Annotated in this window: 15 protein-coding genes; 10 read left to right on the plus strand and 5 right to left on the minus strand. The window is 61.8% G+C overall.

Annotated elements, in window-relative coordinates; all coding sequences use genetic code 11:
* The first annotated feature begins 19 nt into the window (after positions 1 to 19).
* The 4 genes from CTATCC11996_RS04515 to CTATCC11996_RS04530 all read left to right on the plus strand — a co-directional run bounded on the left by CTATCC11996_RS04515 (position 20) and on the right by CTATCC11996_RS04530 (position 3,278).
* A complete protein-coding gene (locus CTATCC11996_RS04515; RefSeq protein ID WP_003073591.1) occupies positions 20 to 835 on the plus strand; it encodes a crotonase/enoyl-CoA hydratase family protein in 816 nt (271 codons plus the stop codon).
* A 21-nt stretch (positions 836 to 856) separates the two neighbouring features.
* Positions 857 to 2,182: a serine hydrolase domain-containing protein gene (locus tag CTATCC11996_RS04520; RefSeq protein WP_172590567.1), complete on the plus strand. Its 1,326-nt coding sequence runs from the start codon at positions 857 to 859 to the stop codon at positions 2,180 to 2,182.
* A gap of 139 nt (positions 2,183 to 2,321) precedes the next feature.
* Positions 2,322 to 2,798, plus strand: coding sequence for a MarR family winged helix-turn-helix transcriptional regulator (locus CTATCC11996_RS04525; protein ID WP_003073595.1), 477 nt, complete (start codon positions 2,322 to 2,324; stop codon positions 2,796 to 2,798).
* Between the two features lie 63 nt (positions 2,799 to 2,861).
* Complete coding sequence (locus tag CTATCC11996_RS04530) at positions 2,862 to 3,278, plus strand: organic hydroperoxide resistance protein (RefSeq protein WP_003073596.1); 417 nt, start codon at positions 2,862 to 2,864, stop codon at positions 3,276 to 3,278.
* On the opposite strand, the gene CTATCC11996_RS04535 is transcribed toward CTATCC11996_RS04530, so the two are convergent.
* Positions 3,275 to 3,940 (minus strand): 2'-5' RNA ligase family protein, encoded by a 666-nt coding sequence (locus CTATCC11996_RS04535; RefSeq protein ID WP_003073598.1) that lies wholly within the window; start codon positions 3,938 to 3,940, stop codon positions 3,275 to 3,277. The genes CTATCC11996_RS04530 and CTATCC11996_RS04535 overlap by 4 nt on opposite strands.
* 177 nt (positions 3,941 to 4,117) lie before the next feature.
* On the opposite strand from CTATCC11996_RS04535, the gene CTATCC11996_RS04540 reads away from it, so the two are divergent.
* Positions 4,118 to 5,152, plus strand: a complete 1,035-nt coding sequence (locus CTATCC11996_RS04540; protein ID WP_003073600.1) for a serine/threonine protein kinase — start codon at positions 4,118 to 4,120, stop codon at positions 5,150 to 5,152.
* A gap of 22 nt (positions 5,153 to 5,174) precedes the next feature.
* Here the strand turns inward: CTATCC11996_RS04540 and CTATCC11996_RS04545 are convergent, their stop codons facing one another.
* Positions 5,175 to 5,636: a hypothetical protein gene (locus tag CTATCC11996_RS04545; RefSeq protein WP_003073601.1), complete on the minus strand. Its 462-nt coding sequence runs from the start codon at positions 5,634 to 5,636 to the stop codon at positions 5,175 to 5,177.
* 11 nt (positions 5,637 to 5,647) lie between these two features.
* Positions 5,648 to 6,382, minus strand: coding sequence for a TetR/AcrR family transcriptional regulator (locus CTATCC11996_RS04550; protein ID WP_236597902.1), 735 nt, complete (start codon positions 6,380 to 6,382; stop codon positions 5,648 to 5,650).
* 93 nt (positions 6,383 to 6,475) lie between these two features.
* Between CTATCC11996_RS04550 and CTATCC11996_RS04555 the strand changes: the two genes are divergently transcribed.
* Complete coding sequence (locus tag CTATCC11996_RS04555; protein ID WP_003073606.1) at positions 6,476 to 7,684, plus strand: MFS transporter; 1,209 nt, start codon at positions 6,476 to 6,478, stop codon at positions 7,682 to 7,684.
* A 6-nt stretch (positions 7,685 to 7,690) separates the two neighbouring features.
* On the opposite strand, the gene soxR is transcribed toward CTATCC11996_RS04555, so the two are convergent.
* Positions 7,691 to 8,158 (minus strand): redox-sensitive transcriptional activator SoxR, encoded by a 468-nt coding sequence (soxR, locus tag CTATCC11996_RS04560; RefSeq protein WP_034348241.1) that lies wholly within the window; start codon positions 8,156 to 8,158, stop codon positions 7,691 to 7,693.
* Positions 8,159 to 8,358: 200 nt separating this feature from the next.
* Between soxR and CTATCC11996_RS04565 the strand changes: the two genes are divergently transcribed.
* Both CTATCC11996_RS04565 and CTATCC11996_RS04570 read left to right on the plus strand, forming a co-directional pair.
* A complete protein-coding gene (locus CTATCC11996_RS04565; protein ID WP_003073609.1) occupies positions 8,359 to 8,853 on the plus strand; it encodes a RidA family protein in 495 nt (164 codons plus the stop codon).
* A gap of 22 nt (positions 8,854 to 8,875) precedes the next feature.
* A complete protein-coding gene (locus tag CTATCC11996_RS04570; protein WP_034348211.1) occupies positions 8,876 to 10,084 on the plus strand; it encodes an MFS transporter in 1,209 nt (402 codons plus the stop codon).
* A gap of 112 nt (positions 10,085 to 10,196) precedes the next feature.
* On the opposite strand, the gene htpG is transcribed toward CTATCC11996_RS04570, so the two are convergent.
* Positions 10,197 to 12,146: a molecular chaperone HtpG gene (gene htpG / locus CTATCC11996_RS04575; protein WP_003073613.1), complete on the minus strand. Its 1,950-nt coding sequence runs from the start codon at positions 12,144 to 12,146 to the stop codon at positions 10,197 to 10,199.
* Positions 12,147 to 12,810: 664 nt separating this feature from the next.
* Between htpG and CTATCC11996_RS04580 the strand changes: the two genes are divergently transcribed.
* A complete protein-coding gene (locus tag CTATCC11996_RS04580; RefSeq protein WP_003073614.1) occupies positions 12,811 to 13,335 on the plus strand; it encodes a Csu type fimbrial protein in 525 nt (174 codons plus the stop codon).
* 266 nt (positions 13,336 to 13,601) lie between these two features.
* Positions 13,602 to 14,381 (plus strand): fimbrial biogenesis chaperone, encoded by a 780-nt coding sequence (locus CTATCC11996_RS04585; protein WP_003073616.1) that lies wholly within the window; start codon positions 13,602 to 13,604, stop codon positions 14,379 to 14,381.
* The last annotated feature ends 8 nt before the right edge of the window (positions 14,382 to 14,389 follow it).

Below are 14,389 nucleotides of genomic sequence, written 5' to 3' on the forward strand. Positions count from 1 at the left end.
TTTGCGCAGGAGATTCACCATGCAAATCGACATTCCCAACCCTGCGCCCGAGGGCTGTATTTCTTGTGAAGTCCGCGGCCATGTGCTGCTGATCGGCATCAACCGCCCGGCCAAGCGCAATGGCTGGACGCCAGCCATGTTCCAGCAACTGGCCCAGGCTTATACAAGGCTGGACGACGACCCGGAGTTGCGCGTGGGCCTGCTCCACGCCTTTGGCGAACACTTCACGGCGGGGCTGGACCTGCCCCTGATCGCCGAGTTCATGAAGAGCGGCCAGAAAGTCATTCCACCGGGCCTGGTGGAGCCGCATGACTATGGCCTGCCCGGCTACCGCCGCCGCACCAAGCCCATGGTGGCCGCCGTCAAAGGCATCTGCTTTACCGTTGGCATCGAGCTGATGCTGGGCGCCGATATCGTCGTCGCTGCCGACAGCAGCCGCTTTGCACAGATGGAAGTACAGCGCTGCATCATGCCCACGGGCGGTGCCACGCTGCGCATGCCCGAGCGCGCCGGCGTGGGCAATGCCATGCTGCATCTGCTGACCGGCGACGCGTTCGATGCAGCCGAAGCCCTGCGCTGCCACTTTGTGCAAAAAGTGGTGCCTGCGGGCCAGGAACTGGACGAGGCTTTTCGCATTGCCGAGCGCATTGCCGCACAGGCGCCGCAGGCCGTGGTGGCCACACGCCTCAATGTCCTCAAGGCCATAGAACTGGGCCAGGCCGCCGCCGTGGCCGATTTCATCCCCGTGCAGCAGCGCCTGGCCAGCAGCGAGGACGCCGCCGAAGGCGTGCGCTCCTTCGTCGAGAAACGCCCAGCACGTTTTACTGGTCGTTAATTCCAACTCCAAGAGGTGATGATGAGCTTGAAGTCTTTTACGCGAAAAACGCTTGTGCCACTTGCTCTGACAGCTATGGTTTCTGCAATCCATGCGCAGACTGCCGCACCCGCGCTGCCCGACCCGGCCAGCACCAGCGTGCAGGCCATGGGCTGGATGCAGGGCTTTCCGCCCGCTGCCGACAAGCTCATCACCTTCGACAACCCCGTGGGCAATACCTTCCCGCGCATACGCTGGACCTTCTCGCATATCCGCGAAATCACGCCCACGGCCAATGTCTGGCGCGGCCCGGGCGCTCCCAGCGCCCTGCGCTCGGCTCCGGTCGACATCGAGCAAGTGCGCTTCAAGGTCATGGGCACGGGCGAGGAGCTGACCTTTGCCCAGGCACTGGATCGCAACTACACCGACGGCATTCTGGTCATGCACAAGGGCCGCGTGATCTATGAGAAATATCTGGGTGCGCTGGAGCCGCAGCGCCCGCACCTGGCCATGTCGGTCACCAAGTCCTTTGTCGGAACCCTGGCCGCCCTGCTGGCCCACGAGGGCCTCATCAAGCCCGAAGCACCGGTGACCGACTATCTGCCCGAGATGAAGAACACCGCCTATGGCGACGCCACGGTGCGCCAGGTGATGGACATGACGATCGGCGTGAAGTACTCCGAGAACTACGCCGATCCCAAGGCCGAAGTCTGGGACTACGCCCGTGCCGGCGGCATGATGCCCCAGGGCAAGGACTATGCAGGCCCCAAGAGCTTCTACGAATTTCTGCAGACCCTGCAGAAAGAGGGCGAACATGACCAGGGCTTTGCCTACAAGACGGCCAACGCCGAGGTTCTGGCCTGGATCGTGCGCCGCGCCAGCGGCAAGCCTCTGGCCCAGCTGCTGTCCGAACGCATCTGGAGCCGAATCGGAGCGGAGCAAGACGCCTACTTCATGGTGGATCGCATAGGCACGGAATCGGGCGGCGGCGGCCTCAACACCACGCTGCGCGACCTGGCCCGCTTCGGCGAGTTGATGCGCAACGAAGGCCGCGCCGCCAGCGGCCAGCAGGTGCTGCCCAGGGCCGTGGTCCAGGACATCCGCCGCGGCGCCGACCCCGCCAAGTTTGTGAAGGCCGGTTATGCCACGCTGCCCGGCTGGTCGTATCGCAATATGTGGTGGGTCTCGCACAACCCCAACGGGGCCTATATGGCGCGCGGCATTCACGGTCAGGCCATCTATATCGACCCCAAGGCCCAGATGGTGGTGGTGCGCTATGCCTCCCACCCGATTGCGGGCAATGCGGGCATAGACCCGACCAGCCTGCCCATGTACCAGGCGCTGGCCGATGCACTGACCGCCCGTTAGACACGAGACAGCTTTAGCCGCAACAGGCTCCGCTCACGGAGCCTGTTTGCATTGCTCCGGACCTCTGCACTGTCTCCTGCGGCTTGGTGATCTGCAAATTAAATTGCACGCAATTAAATTGCCTGCAATAATTCAACTCATGCGATCCGCTAACGACCTTCTCCCCGACAGCTCCGAGCTGCTGCGCCTGGACAATCAGGTCTGCTTTGCGCTGTACTCGGCATCGCTGGCCATGACCAAGCTCTACAAACCCTTGCTGGATGCGATAGGCCTGACTTACCCTCAGTACCTGGTCATGCTGGTGCTCTGGGAAGGCGACCAGCTCACGGTCTCGGAACTGGGTGAGCGCCTTTATCTGGATTCAGGCACGCTGACGCCCTTGCTCAAGCGACTGGAGAGCGCAGGCCTGCTGGCACGTCAGCGCGATGCACAGGACGAGCGCCGTGTGCGCATCGCCCTCACGGATACTGGCCGGGCATTGCGCGCCGAGGCCGAAAAAATACCTGCCTGCGTGCTTCAGAGCACCCAGTGCACCCTGCCCGAACTGCAGGCTCTTACGGGCCAACTCAGCACACTGCGCGCACGGCTGGCACCGCGCCGCAGCCACTCCGGCTGATACCGGGGTGACGATTTCCTCCACCCGCCTGCACTGCCGGGCAATCTCGCAAAGGAAGACACCATGGCCCAACTCGACAAGGTTCTCTACACCGCCCACGCCCACACCACCGGCGGCCGCGAAGGCAATTCGCGCACCGATGATGGCCGCCTGGACATCCAGCTGAGCTCGCCCGGCGGCGCCGGCAAGGGCACCAACCCCGAGCAGCTGTTTGCCGCCGGCTACTCCGCCTGCTTTATCGGCGCCATGAAGGCCGTCGCCGCTCGCCAGAAGATCACCCTGCCTGCCGACCTGTCGGTAGACGCAGAAGTCGATCTGGGCCCCGTGGGTGAAGTGTTCGGCATTGCCGTGCGCATGAAGATCAGCCTGCCCGGCATGGACAAGGCTGCGGCCCAGCAACTGGTGGACGCTGCTCACCAGGTCTGCCCCTACTCCAACGCCACGCGCGGCAATATCGGCGTGACGCTGACCATCGCCTAAAGCGGCTCAGGCCACAGGGCACCGGGCGCAGCCACATAGCGCCCGGTGTCCAGTTCGAAGACGCCTTCAATCGTCAGCGGCCCGGCAATATCGGCCGCCGCATAGCGGGCCAGCGCCAACTCCCTTACCTCGACAACCGGCAAGTCCTGGATCAGTGCCAGCAACTTGTCCACCGCCTCTCGCAGCGGCCGGCGTCTCGCATAGTGGCCCAGGGTCACATGGGGTACATAGCGCCAGCCCGGCGCGGGCTCCACGGGCACCAGTGCCGTATGCAGGTGCTGCAGGCATTCCTGACCCTGACCTACGCCCAGATAAGGCACGGTGGTAAAGCTGCCAGCCCCCACTATCTGCACGGCAAAAGGGCTCAGCCGCAGGCTTTGCAGCATGGCGACATCGGCGCGCAGCGCCAGCCGGTCATATTCCCGCACCGCATGCTCATCCCCTCCCCCGCACAGCCCTCTATAGGCCAGCGTGATATGCGGCTGGCGCGCATGGCGCGGCAGCAGGGCATCACCGAGCCTGGACCTGGCCTGCTGCAGCACAGACTCCAGACCATGGCCTTGCAGCATCACCACCCAGACCGCACACCAGGGGCAGCCCTGATGCCACTCGGCAAAATCCCGGTCCTCGCAGGGCTGTGAAAGTGCTTCGCTCTCTTGCATGCGGGCAGTGTGCCAGCTTAGGCGACATGCACGGCGCCCGCTCGGTTTTCCAGAGATTTCCGGCCGCCAACATCCGCCAGAGAAACGGCAGCAGCTATCAAATCAAAAGCAATTTTGCCGACGCATGTGCCATGTCATCCGGTTCGCAAGAGCCTGTTTGAGCCCGACAATGCGGGGATGAGCGATACCCAAGACCCTTCTCACCCCTATGCGGACCTCACGCCGGACTGCGTGATCGATGCGCTGTGCAGCACGGGCCTTGTGCCGGACGGGCGGCTGACGGCGCTGAGCTCCTATGAAAACCGCGTCTATCTGGCCCACCAGGACGAGGGCGACAAGGTCGTCGCCAAGTTCTACCGCCCAGGCCGCTGGAGCCGTGCCCAGATCGAGGAAGAACATGCCTTCTCCCAGGAGCTGGCGGCTGGCGAGGTTCCCGTGGTGGCGCCGCTGGCGCTGCAAGGGCAGACCGTGCATGAGCATGCGGGCTTTCTGTTCAGCATCAGCCCCTGGCGCGGCGGGCGCCGCCCCGAGCTGGACGACTGGGAGGTGCTGGAATGGATAGGCCGTTTTCTGGCCCGTATCCACACCGTGGGGGCCGCCCAGCCCTTCACGCATCGCCCGGCGCTGAACCTGAAAAGCTTTGGCTACGAATCCATGCACTATCTGCTCGAACATGAGGTCGTCGCGCTCGAAGTGCGCAGCCGCTGGCAGCAGGCCTGCGACAAAGCTCTTTCATTGATAGCACCATCCGCAGATGGGTTAAGCGCTGCAGGCCATTTTGGCTTGCATTCTGCGACGCAGATTCGGTTGCATGGCGACTGCCACCCGGGAAACATTCTCTGGACGCCGCTGGATGACGAAGGCCACGGCGGCCCGCATTTTGTCGATCTCGACGATGCACGCAGCGGTCCTGCCGTGCAGGATCTGTGGATGCTGCTCTCGGGCGACCGGAGCCAGCAGACCCAGCAGCTGTCGGCCCTACTCGAAGGCTATGAGCAGTTCCGCAGCTTCGACCGGCGCGAGCTGGCACTGATCGAGCCGCTGCGCACTCTGCGCCTGCTGCATTACAGCGCCTGGCTGGCACGCCGCTGGCAGGACCCGATCTTTGCCATCAACTTCCCCTGGTTTGGCAGCACCGACTACTGGCAGGGCCAGGTGGACATGCTGAACGAACAGATCGAAGCCATGCAGCAGGAGCCGCTCTACGCCTAGGGCGGTCCATACCGGCAAAGAGCTAGCAGCGCCCTTGCAAGCGGCATTCGGGCACGAGCTGCCCGCGTGCATCGCGCCATTGCACGGCATCGCCGCTCTGCGCGGAGGCCGGCGGCGGCGCGGGCTGTGCCTCTGGTGCCTGCGGGCGATTGGGATCATGCAGCACGGTGGAGGATCCCACCCCGACACCCACACTGGCACCACCCACCCCGGTGGAAGCGCCAACGCCGGCACTGCCCAGCACCTGCCCGCGCTGGTTGACGCCTACGCCTACACCGACAGGCCCGACACCCGTGCCGACGCCTGCGCTGAGACCGCCGCTGCCAAGACCCACGCCCACGGAAAACGGCCCCACCGGAATCCCTACGCCCACTCCGGCCCCGACGGAGCCGCAGGCGGGCAAGACCAGCAACAGAGCGGCGGCGCAGACCGTGCTCAGGATTCTGTGATGACCGGGCTTGATGGTGGCGGGCATGGAATTCATCTCACTGACTCTCACTGACGTTTGACAGCCGCATTGTCACCGGCCGTGCCCGCAAAAAGGTTATCAATCAGTAGCTCAACCAGTGGCTTGAGGGCCAGCTTCTGCGAGCCCTCGGAGGCCAGCAGGTTGTTGTGCACCAGCGCCATCCAGAACGGGCTGGCCAGCAGCTGGGCACTGCGGCTGACCGAGCGGGTCCTGAGCTCCCCCTCTTTCACAGCCAGCGCCAGCAGATCCTGCACATAGTTCTGCCAGGCATCAAAAGCCAGCTCCTTGTACAGTCGGGCCAGCTCGGGCGCATGCCGTGCCTCGCTCAGAACCAGGCGTGCCAGCATGCCGCGCTCGCTGCTGTCCACGGCCTCCAGCGTCGGCAGCAGACTGCGGCGCAGCAAGGCGCGCACCGTCTCGCCCTTGCGGCGCCTGAGCGGCTGGTAGACGGCCGAATGCCGCAGCGCGTGCTCTACCACGCCCCGCAACAGCTCATCCTTGGATGGGTAGTAGAGATACAGAGTGCCCTTGGCCACCTGCGCGCGGCAGGCAATGCGCTCCATGGTGCTACGGGTCACACCACACTCCACGAACTCGGCCAGCGCGGCCTCCGCAATCTGCTGACGCGTCTGCGCCGTCTTGTCGAGACTAGGGCCACGCGTGCGCCGCTGACGCTTTGCCTGCGTGCCGATATCCGGGTCTGCACAAGGGGCAGCCGCCGCACCATCCGCCATGCGCTGAAATCCTTTTCTAGAATTCATAAAATTGACCAAATAGTCATTTTTAATAATTCTAGGTCAAGCCGACTTGCCCACACCGGACATGCGGATGACTGCCCCACCAAAGCTTTCCCAATGCAATCCCGTCTGAGTCCCTATGCCTGGGTGTGCTTTTCCATGTGCGTCGGCGTCATGGGAACGGCGCTTGCCAGCCCGCTCTACCCGCTCTACCAGCAGGCCTGGGGGCTGCAGCCCAGCCATATCACGCAGATTTTCGTGACCTATATGTTGGGCGCCTTGATCAGCCTGCTGTTTCTGGGCCGTCTGACCAACCTCTTCGGTTTTCTCAAAGTGCTGCGCCTGGGACTGATGGTGATGACCGTGGGCGTCATCGGCTCAGCCCTGTCCTGGAATGCCTGGAGCCTGGGCGCTTCCCGCTTCATCATCGGCCTGGCCTCGGGGTTGATCACCACCTCGGCCTCCATAGGCATGACCCAGCTCAACAACAAGGGCGACCTGCAGCGTGCGGCGGCAACCACCAGCCTGACGATTGCCTTCGGCTTCGGCCTGGGGCCCGTGGTGGGCGGCCTGATGGCGCAATGGGTGCAATTCCCCCTGATCAGCAGCTATCTGCCGCCCATCGCACTGAGCTTTCTGGGCATCCATGCGCTGTTCAAGATCCAGCTACCAGCGGCCAGCACGCCCGCCCACAGCGCGCCAGGCCTGACGCTGAAAGATGTACTTCCCAGCATCTCCCAGCCGCGCAAGCCTTTTCTCTACCACTATGCGCTGGGCTGCATGGCGGCGTTTTCCGCCTTCGGCATGTTCAGCCTGTTTGCCGCCATGGCCCCCAGCTTCATGGCCCAGATGCTGCCCTGGCATGGACCTGCAGTCTCGGGCCTGTCCATCGGCGTCATCCTGTTTCTGTCGGCCGGCATCCAGCTCATCGCCCGGCCCTATCCCACCAAGCGGCTGATCATCATCGGCTTCTTCGCCCTGGCGGCGACCAATGCCCTGCTGGTTCTCAATCTGTTTGCCGGCTCGCCATGGTTGTTCGCACTGAGTGTGCTGAGCATGTCCTGCGGTCATGCACTGTGCAATCTCTCGGGCATGGCCGTGGTCAACAAGGTCTCCAAGCCCGCCAACCGCACAGGCCTGCTTTCCACCTATCTGGTCGTGGGCTATGTAGGCACCATCGTCCCCATTCTGGGCATGGGCTGGCTGTCCGACCATATCGGGCTGACGGGCGCACTGATAGGCTTTTGCGCCTGTCTGGGCCTGCTGTCGGCATTGCTGGGCGTCATCAGCGCAAGAGCACGCGTGCTGCCCGTTCCGCGCCAGTAAGCCCGGCTATCTGAAATGCGGGCCAGCTCCCTGCGCCGCCAGACAGTCATGGTCGTTGCGCAACGGGCAGGCCTGCAGAGACAGGCAGCCGCAGCCTATGCAGGAGTCAAGCTGATCCCTGAGCTGGGTCAGCATGGCAATGCGTGCATCGAGCTGTGCCCGCCAATGCAAGGACAGGCGACTCCAGTCGGCCTTGCCAGGCACGCGGTTGGCCGGCAGATGGGCCAGTGCCTGCGCTATCTCGGCCAGGGGCACGCCCATGCGCTGAGCCACCTTGATCACGGCCACCCGCCTCAGCACCGCTCGCGCATAGCGGCGCTGGTTGCCTGCGGTGCGCGCACTCTCGATCAGGCCCTGCTTCTCATAGAAATGCAGGGCCGATACCGCCACCCCGCTGCGGCTGGCGACCTCTCCCACACTGAGATCCGGCATCCCCTCAGCCTCGGCCACCAGGCCGCTGCCGCATCCATTCATATCGCCAGCCTCTTCACACTGCACAGTCATCTCCCGCTGCTTCCCGTTGTCCCTGCCTGACCGCCATGACCGCAATCCTGTGTGGTCATACAAACCGCTTGACCTCAAGCTTAGTTGAGGTTGAACAATTCCAGCAGCTTCGGGAACAAAGGCCTACCGCTGACGGGCCCTGCCGAAGCCGCCTTGCCTGAAAGACTTTCATGGACGCCAAGCCCAGTTTCATTGCCCAAGCCCCCGCCCCGCAACCGCGCTATCTGCAGCCCACCGGTCTCTATGACAGCCTGCCCAATGGCTACACCCATGTGGTCACCGTCCAGGAGCCGCTGCGCTGGCTCTTCGTCTCGGGCCAGGGCGGAGAAAATGCCCAGGCCGAGCTGCCAGACAGCTTTGCCCTGCAGGCTGCGCAGGCTCTTGCCAATATCAAGACCGCCCTGGCCGCCGGTGGCGCGGACATGGGCCATGTGCTCAAGCTCACCGTGCTCATCGTCGATCATTCGCTGGAGCGCTTCGAGCACTGGCAAAGCGCCGTGAGACAGCATTGGGGCAGCGGCGAGCCCGGCGACAAGCGACCGCGCTTTCCGGCCTGCACGCTGATTCCCGTGCCCAAGCTGGCCCTGCCCGGCATGCTGATCGAGGTGGAGGCCACGGCGGCCCTCCCCATGGCGGTGGGTGCCAAAGCCGCCACTCCCGCCTGACACCCTTGCACCTGAGCGCCTCATGAAAACCACAACACCAGCGGCCACCACAGTCCTCTCCAGAACCACCCTGCTGCTCATGGCCACGGCCTGCGGCCTTTGCGCCGGAGCCAATTATTTCAATCAGCCCTTGCTCAACTCCATGGTCCAGCATCTGCAGATCAGCGATGCCCAGGCCTCCAGCACCGTGACCATGGCCCAGGTCTCCTACGGCCTGGGACTGCTGTTTCTGGTGCCGCTGGGCGATATGCTGGAGCGCCGCCGCCTGGTTCTGACCCTGATGCTGCTGGCCGCCTGCGGCATGCTGCTGTCGGGCATCAGCGGCCTGGCCGGCAGCTTCGCGCTGCTCGCCGCCGGCACCCTGATGGCCGGCGTGTTCTCGGTGGCCGCCCAGGTACTGGTGCCCATGGCCGCCACCTTTGCCGCGCCTGGCGCCAGCGGGCGTGCCGTCGGCCTGGTCATGAGCGGCCTGCTGATCGGCATTCTGGCCTCACGCAGCGTGGCGGGGATTCTGTCCGATCTGGGCGGCTGGAGCACCGTCTACTGGGTGGGGGCCATCAGCACTGCCTTCATGGCCGTGCTGCTGGCACGGGCCCTGCCCAAGGCGGCTCCCGCCGCTCCCGTCAGCTATGGCGAAGTCATGAAGTCCCTCGGAGACTTGCTGCTCCGGCATCCGCGCCTGCGCAGCCGTGCGCTGATTGGCGGCACCGGCTTTGCCACCGTGAGCGTACTGTTCTCCACCATGGCGCTGCTGCTGGCCGGGCCGGGCTTTGAACTCTCGGATCTGATGATCGGCCTGATCGGCATCGTGGGCATTGCCGGCGCACTGATGGCCAATGTGGCCGGACGCATGGCCGACAAGGGACTGGAGCAGTCCGCCACGCTGGCCGGCGCCATTCTGATGCTGCTGGGCTGGCTGTGCCTGTGGCTGGGCGGCAGCAGCATCTGGTGGTTTCTGCTGGGTCTGCTGGTGGTCGACGGCGCCTTGCAGGCCCTGCACATCAGCAACCAGAACGTGGTCTATGCATTGGCGCCCGAGGCCCGCTCGCGCATCAATGCCGTCTATATGACCACCTACTTTCTCGGCGCTTCCCTCGGCTCGGCACTGGGCTCGTGGGCCTGGCTGACCCATGGCTGGACCGGCACCAGCCTCATGGGTGGCCTGCTTGGCCTGCTCACCCTGGCCATGGTGCTCTGGGATCGCAGCCTGCTTGTACGTTCACGCAGTTAATCAATTTTGATAGCTGGTAGCGCCCTACCCATAAGCGATATAGCCAGAAATCATAAAAAATCCCCGCAGAGCCACCACTCTGCGGGGATTTTTATCGGAGTAACCGAACCGCTCAGGCCAGCAGCGCGTTCACACGCTTGACATAAGCAACCGGATCTTCGGGCATGCCGCCTTCGGCCAGCACAGCCTGGTCGAACAGAATCTGTGCCAGATCGTTGAAGTGGACGGAGCCGTCCAGCTTCTTGACCAAGGCGTGATCGGGGTTCACTTCCAGCACGGGCTTGGACTCGGGCGCGGCCTGGCCGGCCTGCTTGAGCAGGCGGGCCAGTTGCAGGCTCATGCCACCGTCGCTGACCACCAGACAAGCGGGTGAGTCGACCAAACGGCTGGTGGCACGCACGTCTTCGGCACGGTCCTTCAGGGCTTCCTTGAGCTTGGCCAGCACGGGCTTGAAGGCTTCGGCGGCTTCCTCGGCGGCCTTCTTCTCTTCCTCGTTCTGCAGCTTGCCCAGATCCACGGCGCCCTTGGCCACGGACTGCAGCGGCGTTCCGTCAAAGTCGTGCAGATAGTTGAGCGCCCACTCGTCCACGCGATCGGTCATCAGCAGGACTTCGATGCCCTTCTTCTTGAACACTTCGAGCTGCGGGCTGTTCTTGGCCGCAGCCAGGGTGTCGGCCGTGATGTAGTAGATCGCGTCCTGGCCTTCCTTCATGCGTGCCTTGTAGTCGGCAAACGAGGTATTAAGGCCTTCATGCGTGGTGGTGGCGAAACGCAGCAGCTTGGCAATGCGTTCCTTGTTGCCGAAGTCCTCGCCCAGACCTTCCTTGAGCACGGCGCCGAACTCGTTGTAGAACTGCGTGAACTTGCCTTCCTTGGCCTTGTCCTCTTCGCTGACGACATCCTGCACGCCATCCGCAGCCTCAGCTGCCGCTTCATGCTTGTCATGCCGTGCCAGGTCTTCCAGCATCGAGAGCACGCGCTTGGCCGAGCCGTCGCGGATCAGGCGCACATCGCGGCTTTCCTGCAGCAGCTCACGGCTCACGTTCAGCGGCAGGTCGGCAGAGTCGATCACGCCCTTCACAAAGCGCATGTACTGGGGCATCAGCGCCTCTGCATCGTCCATGATGAAGACGCGCTTCACATAGAGCTTGATGCCGGCATGCTTGTCACGCTGATACAGGTCGAACGGGGCCTTGGCGGGGATGTACAGCAGCTGCGTGTACTCGGTATTGCCTTCGACGCGGTTGTGGCTCCAGGTCAGCGGGTCCTCGAAGTCATGGCTGATGGCCTTGTAGAACTCCTTGTACTGCTCTTCCGTGATGTCCTTCTTGGCGCGGGTCCACAGGGCGCTGGCCTTGTTCACGGTTTCCCATTCGCCGGTCTTGACCATCTCGCCGGGCTGATCGTTCTCCCCGTCCTTCCACTCCTCCTTTTCCATCAGGATGGGCAGGCTGATGTGGTCGGAGTATTTGGAGATGACCTGCTTGAGCTTGTAGCCGTTGAGAAACTCCTCGGCGTCGTCACGCAGGTGCAGGATGATGCTGGTGCCGCGCTGGGGGCGTTCAATCTGCTCGATCTCGAAGTCGCCCGTGCCGCCGCTGATCCAGCGCACGCCCTCAGAAGCAGGTGCACCGGCGCGGCGGGTTTCCACGGTGATCTTGTCGGCCACGATGAAGCCCGAGTAAAAACCGACGCCAAACTGGCCGATCAGTTGCGAGTCGGCCTTCTGGTCGCCGCTGAGCTTTTCCATGAAAGCCTTGGTGCCGCTCTTGGCAATGGTGCCCAGATTGTCGATGGCTTCCTGCTCGCTCATGCCGATGCCGGTATCGGTGATGGTCAGGGTGCGGGCAGCCTTGTCAAAGGAAACGCGCACTTCCAGCTCGGGCTGATCACCGTAGAGGCTGGCGTCGCCCAGCGCTTCAAAGCGCAGCTTGTCGCAAGCATCCGAAGCATTGGAGATCAGCTCGCGCAGGAAGATTTCCTGGTTGGAATACAGCGAATGCGTGACCAGGTGCAGCAGCTGGGCCACTTCGGCCTGGAAGGAATGGGTTTGCTTAGTCATCGTTCTCAGGATACGGATGTCGTTGAACACAAAAACTGTCGTTTATACAAGTAGTGCAGAAGTGCGCAAATTCAAGAGCTCGTCATCAGTCTGCGGGTATCCATTGCCCGATCGGGTTGCATAGAGGTCTGACCGTCACAGCCTCAAGCTTCTGCGACGCTCCTTCTGCTTGCATGAGTGCTATTGACGAAAACCTATCAAACGCGTCAAAAAATAAACCAATAGTCAATCAACGCATTCAAATGAAGAATTCAATATTGATTTTCAAAATCACTTTTGAATACATGATTCATTTTTAGACAACAGAAGATTTCAAAAAACCAAATCACTAGGAAACGTTGATCAAAAGCAAGATCGAGAATTGCCTCTCACCCATACAAATTCAGAGCATATTTACAATTTCCTACATTTGCTCGGGCTTTTCTCCTACAAGACGAACTATTTCATCCTTATGAGAATTTTGAAACACCAGCTCTTTGCTAAAAATAAAAGGTAGATCTTCTTATGAATGTTTTTTGGTGAGATTCAGATATTCGAATTGAATTTTGATTTTCAAATCTTCCATGAAGCGATCCATGAGTTTTCTCAACTACCTTTTCCATATCTTGTCTTGACGCACTGAGTTGGCACAGCAGAGGTCCCTCTTCGCTTTGAAGGAGTCTTTATGCGTAGTCAACGCCCCGTTCTGTCAGGCATCGCAGCCATGCTGCTGGGCATAGCCACCACTGCCACTTTTGCCGAAACTGTCACCGGCTCGTTCAATGTCAAGGTCCAGGTGCTCAAAGCCTGCTCGGTCACGCCCACCAACCCGGCCGATATCGTTTTTGACACTGTAGACACCACGAGCACTACAGCCCAGAGCAAAACCACGTCGATTGCTGTTCAGTGCTCGAAGAGCACGCCTTACGAAATCGGCCTCACACCCTCTAACGCCAACACCACAGGCGCAGGGACCATGACCAAGGTCGGAGCCGCCTCGCCCACCGCTGACCAAAGGATTGCTTACCAAATCAATTCTCCGTCAAGCAACGCCTGGGGCAACAAGACGGGTGCTGGAGGCAATACCGTCACCGGGACAGGCACTGGCGCAGTACAAACCTATGTCGCAACTGCAGCAGTGGCAGGCACGGTCTGGAATGTCGAGCCTGGCAACTATGCTGACATAGTCACGGTGACCGTGACCTACTGATCAAGCCTGACGTACGGCCCCAAGCAGTGCAAAGGCCTTGGCATGATGCGTGCAGAGTCCGGTTATCGCAGGACTGACCAAAGCTTTGCATTTTCCAGTTGCTTCATGGTTGACAGCTTTGTGAGCAGCTTTCACAAAGCGCTTGCAACACGAATCACAAAACCAAAAGCTGAGCGTGACGAGGCGCTGGCCCGCACAAGGCAAACCGGCAGCGCGCCAAGAGCCGTGTTCGGTGATCAAAAAATGAGAAGTTGCGGAGGGACTCCATGCGTTTCATGCCTCAAAAACAGGGCTTCGTCGTTTCGCTGGCGGCGTGCGTGTTTTGTCACATGCCATTGGCATATGCGGGCGGACTGCAGGTGGCACCTGCATCCATACAGATGCCCATCAACAACAATGCCGCTGGCATCTGGCTGAGCAACACCAACTCTTCTCCTTTGACGGCCCAGATTCGGGTCTTCAAATGGTCACAAGCAGACGGGGAAGATCTCATGTCCTCCACCGCTCAGCTCACGATCAGCCCTCCAGTGGTGGAAATCCCGCCGGGAGGCAAGCAGCTTGTGCGCATCATCCGCACCGGCGCTGCACCCGCCATTGGCACGGAAACGGCTTACAGACTCATCGTTGACGAGCTGCCGGCCGAAGTGCCAGAAGCCCTGAGGCCGCCAACACCCACACCCTCCAGGCGAACCTTTGGTATGAACTTCTTGATGCGCTACTCCGTCCCGGTGTTTATCGGTGACGCCACAGACGACTCCATCAAAGATATCGGCTCACAGCTTGAGTGGTCTTCCCATAAAGATGACTCCACAGGACAGTGGATCGTGCGTGTCACCAACCACGCCTCTGTACGCGCCCAGCTTGCAGATCTCAGTGCAGTCACCACGGAGGGACAAACACGCCCTTTGATCAGCGGCATGCTCGGCTATGTGCTCCCCGGAAGCACCCGGCAATGGAAGCTCGCGGCTGCGCCCCGGGCGCAATCTCTCAAAGGTTTTCAGGCGCAGATCAACTCGGACACCCAGATGATCAAGCTTCAGCCGTGATCTTGTGC

It is taken from the genome of Comamonas testosteroni ATCC 11996, assembly GCF_000241525.1.
GTDB lineage: Bacteria > Pseudomonadota > Gammaproteobacteria > Burkholderiales > Burkholderiaceae_C > Comamonas > Comamonas testosteroni.

Excerpts from the sequence above, each read along its gene's own strand:
- CTATCC11996_RS04515 (WP_003073591.1), top strand. The coding sequence starts at position 20 with ATGCAAATCGACATTCCCAACCCTGCGCCCGAGGGCTGTATTTCTTGT.
- CTATCC11996_RS04520 (WP_172590567.1), top strand. The coding sequence starts at position 857 with ATGAGCTTGAAGTCTTTTACGCGAAAAACGCTTGTGCCACTTGCTCTG.
- CTATCC11996_RS04525 (WP_003073595.1), top strand. The coding sequence starts at position 2,322 with ATGCGATCCGCTAACGACCTTCTCCCCGACAGCTCCGAGCTGCTGCGC.
- CTATCC11996_RS04530 (WP_003073596.1), top strand. The coding sequence starts at position 2,862 with ATGGCCCAACTCGACAAGGTTCTCTACACCGCCCACGCCCACACCACC.
- CTATCC11996_RS04535 (WP_003073598.1), bottom strand. The coding sequence starts at position 3,940 with ATGCAAGAGAGCGAAGCACTTTCACAGCCCTGCGAGGACCGGGATTTT.
- CTATCC11996_RS04540 (WP_003073600.1), top strand. The coding sequence starts at position 4,118 with ATGAGCGATACCCAAGACCCTTCTCACCCCTATGCGGACCTCACGCCG.
- CTATCC11996_RS04545 (WP_003073601.1), bottom strand. The coding sequence starts at position 5,636 with ATGAATTCCATGCCCGCCACCATCAAGCCCGGTCATCACAGAATCCTG.
- CTATCC11996_RS04550 (WP_236597902.1), bottom strand. The coding sequence starts at position 6,382 with ATGAATTCTAGAAAAGGATTTCAGCGCATGGCGGATGGTGCGGCGGCT.
- CTATCC11996_RS04555 (WP_003073606.1), top strand. The coding sequence starts at position 6,476 with ATGCAATCCCGTCTGAGTCCCTATGCCTGGGTGTGCTTTTCCATGTGC.
- soxR (WP_034348241.1), bottom strand. The coding sequence starts at position 8,158 with ATGAATGGATGCGGCAGCGGCCTGGTGGCCGAGGCTGAGGGGATGCCG.
- CTATCC11996_RS04565 (WP_003073609.1), top strand. The coding sequence starts at position 8,359 with ATGGACGCCAAGCCCAGTTTCATTGCCCAAGCCCCCGCCCCGCAACCG.
- CTATCC11996_RS04570 (WP_034348211.1), top strand. The coding sequence starts at position 8,876 with ATGAAAACCACAACACCAGCGGCCACCACAGTCCTCTCCAGAACCACC.
- htpG (WP_003073613.1), bottom strand. The coding sequence starts at position 12,146 with ATGACTAAGCAAACCCATTCCTTCCAGGCCGAAGTGGCCCAGCTGCTG.
- CTATCC11996_RS04580 (WP_003073614.1), top strand. The coding sequence starts at position 12,811 with ATGCGTAGTCAACGCCCCGTTCTGTCAGGCATCGCAGCCATGCTGCTG.
- CTATCC11996_RS04585 (WP_003073616.1), top strand. The coding sequence starts at position 13,602 with ATGCGTTTCATGCCTCAAAAACAGGGCTTCGTCGTTTCGCTGGCGGCG.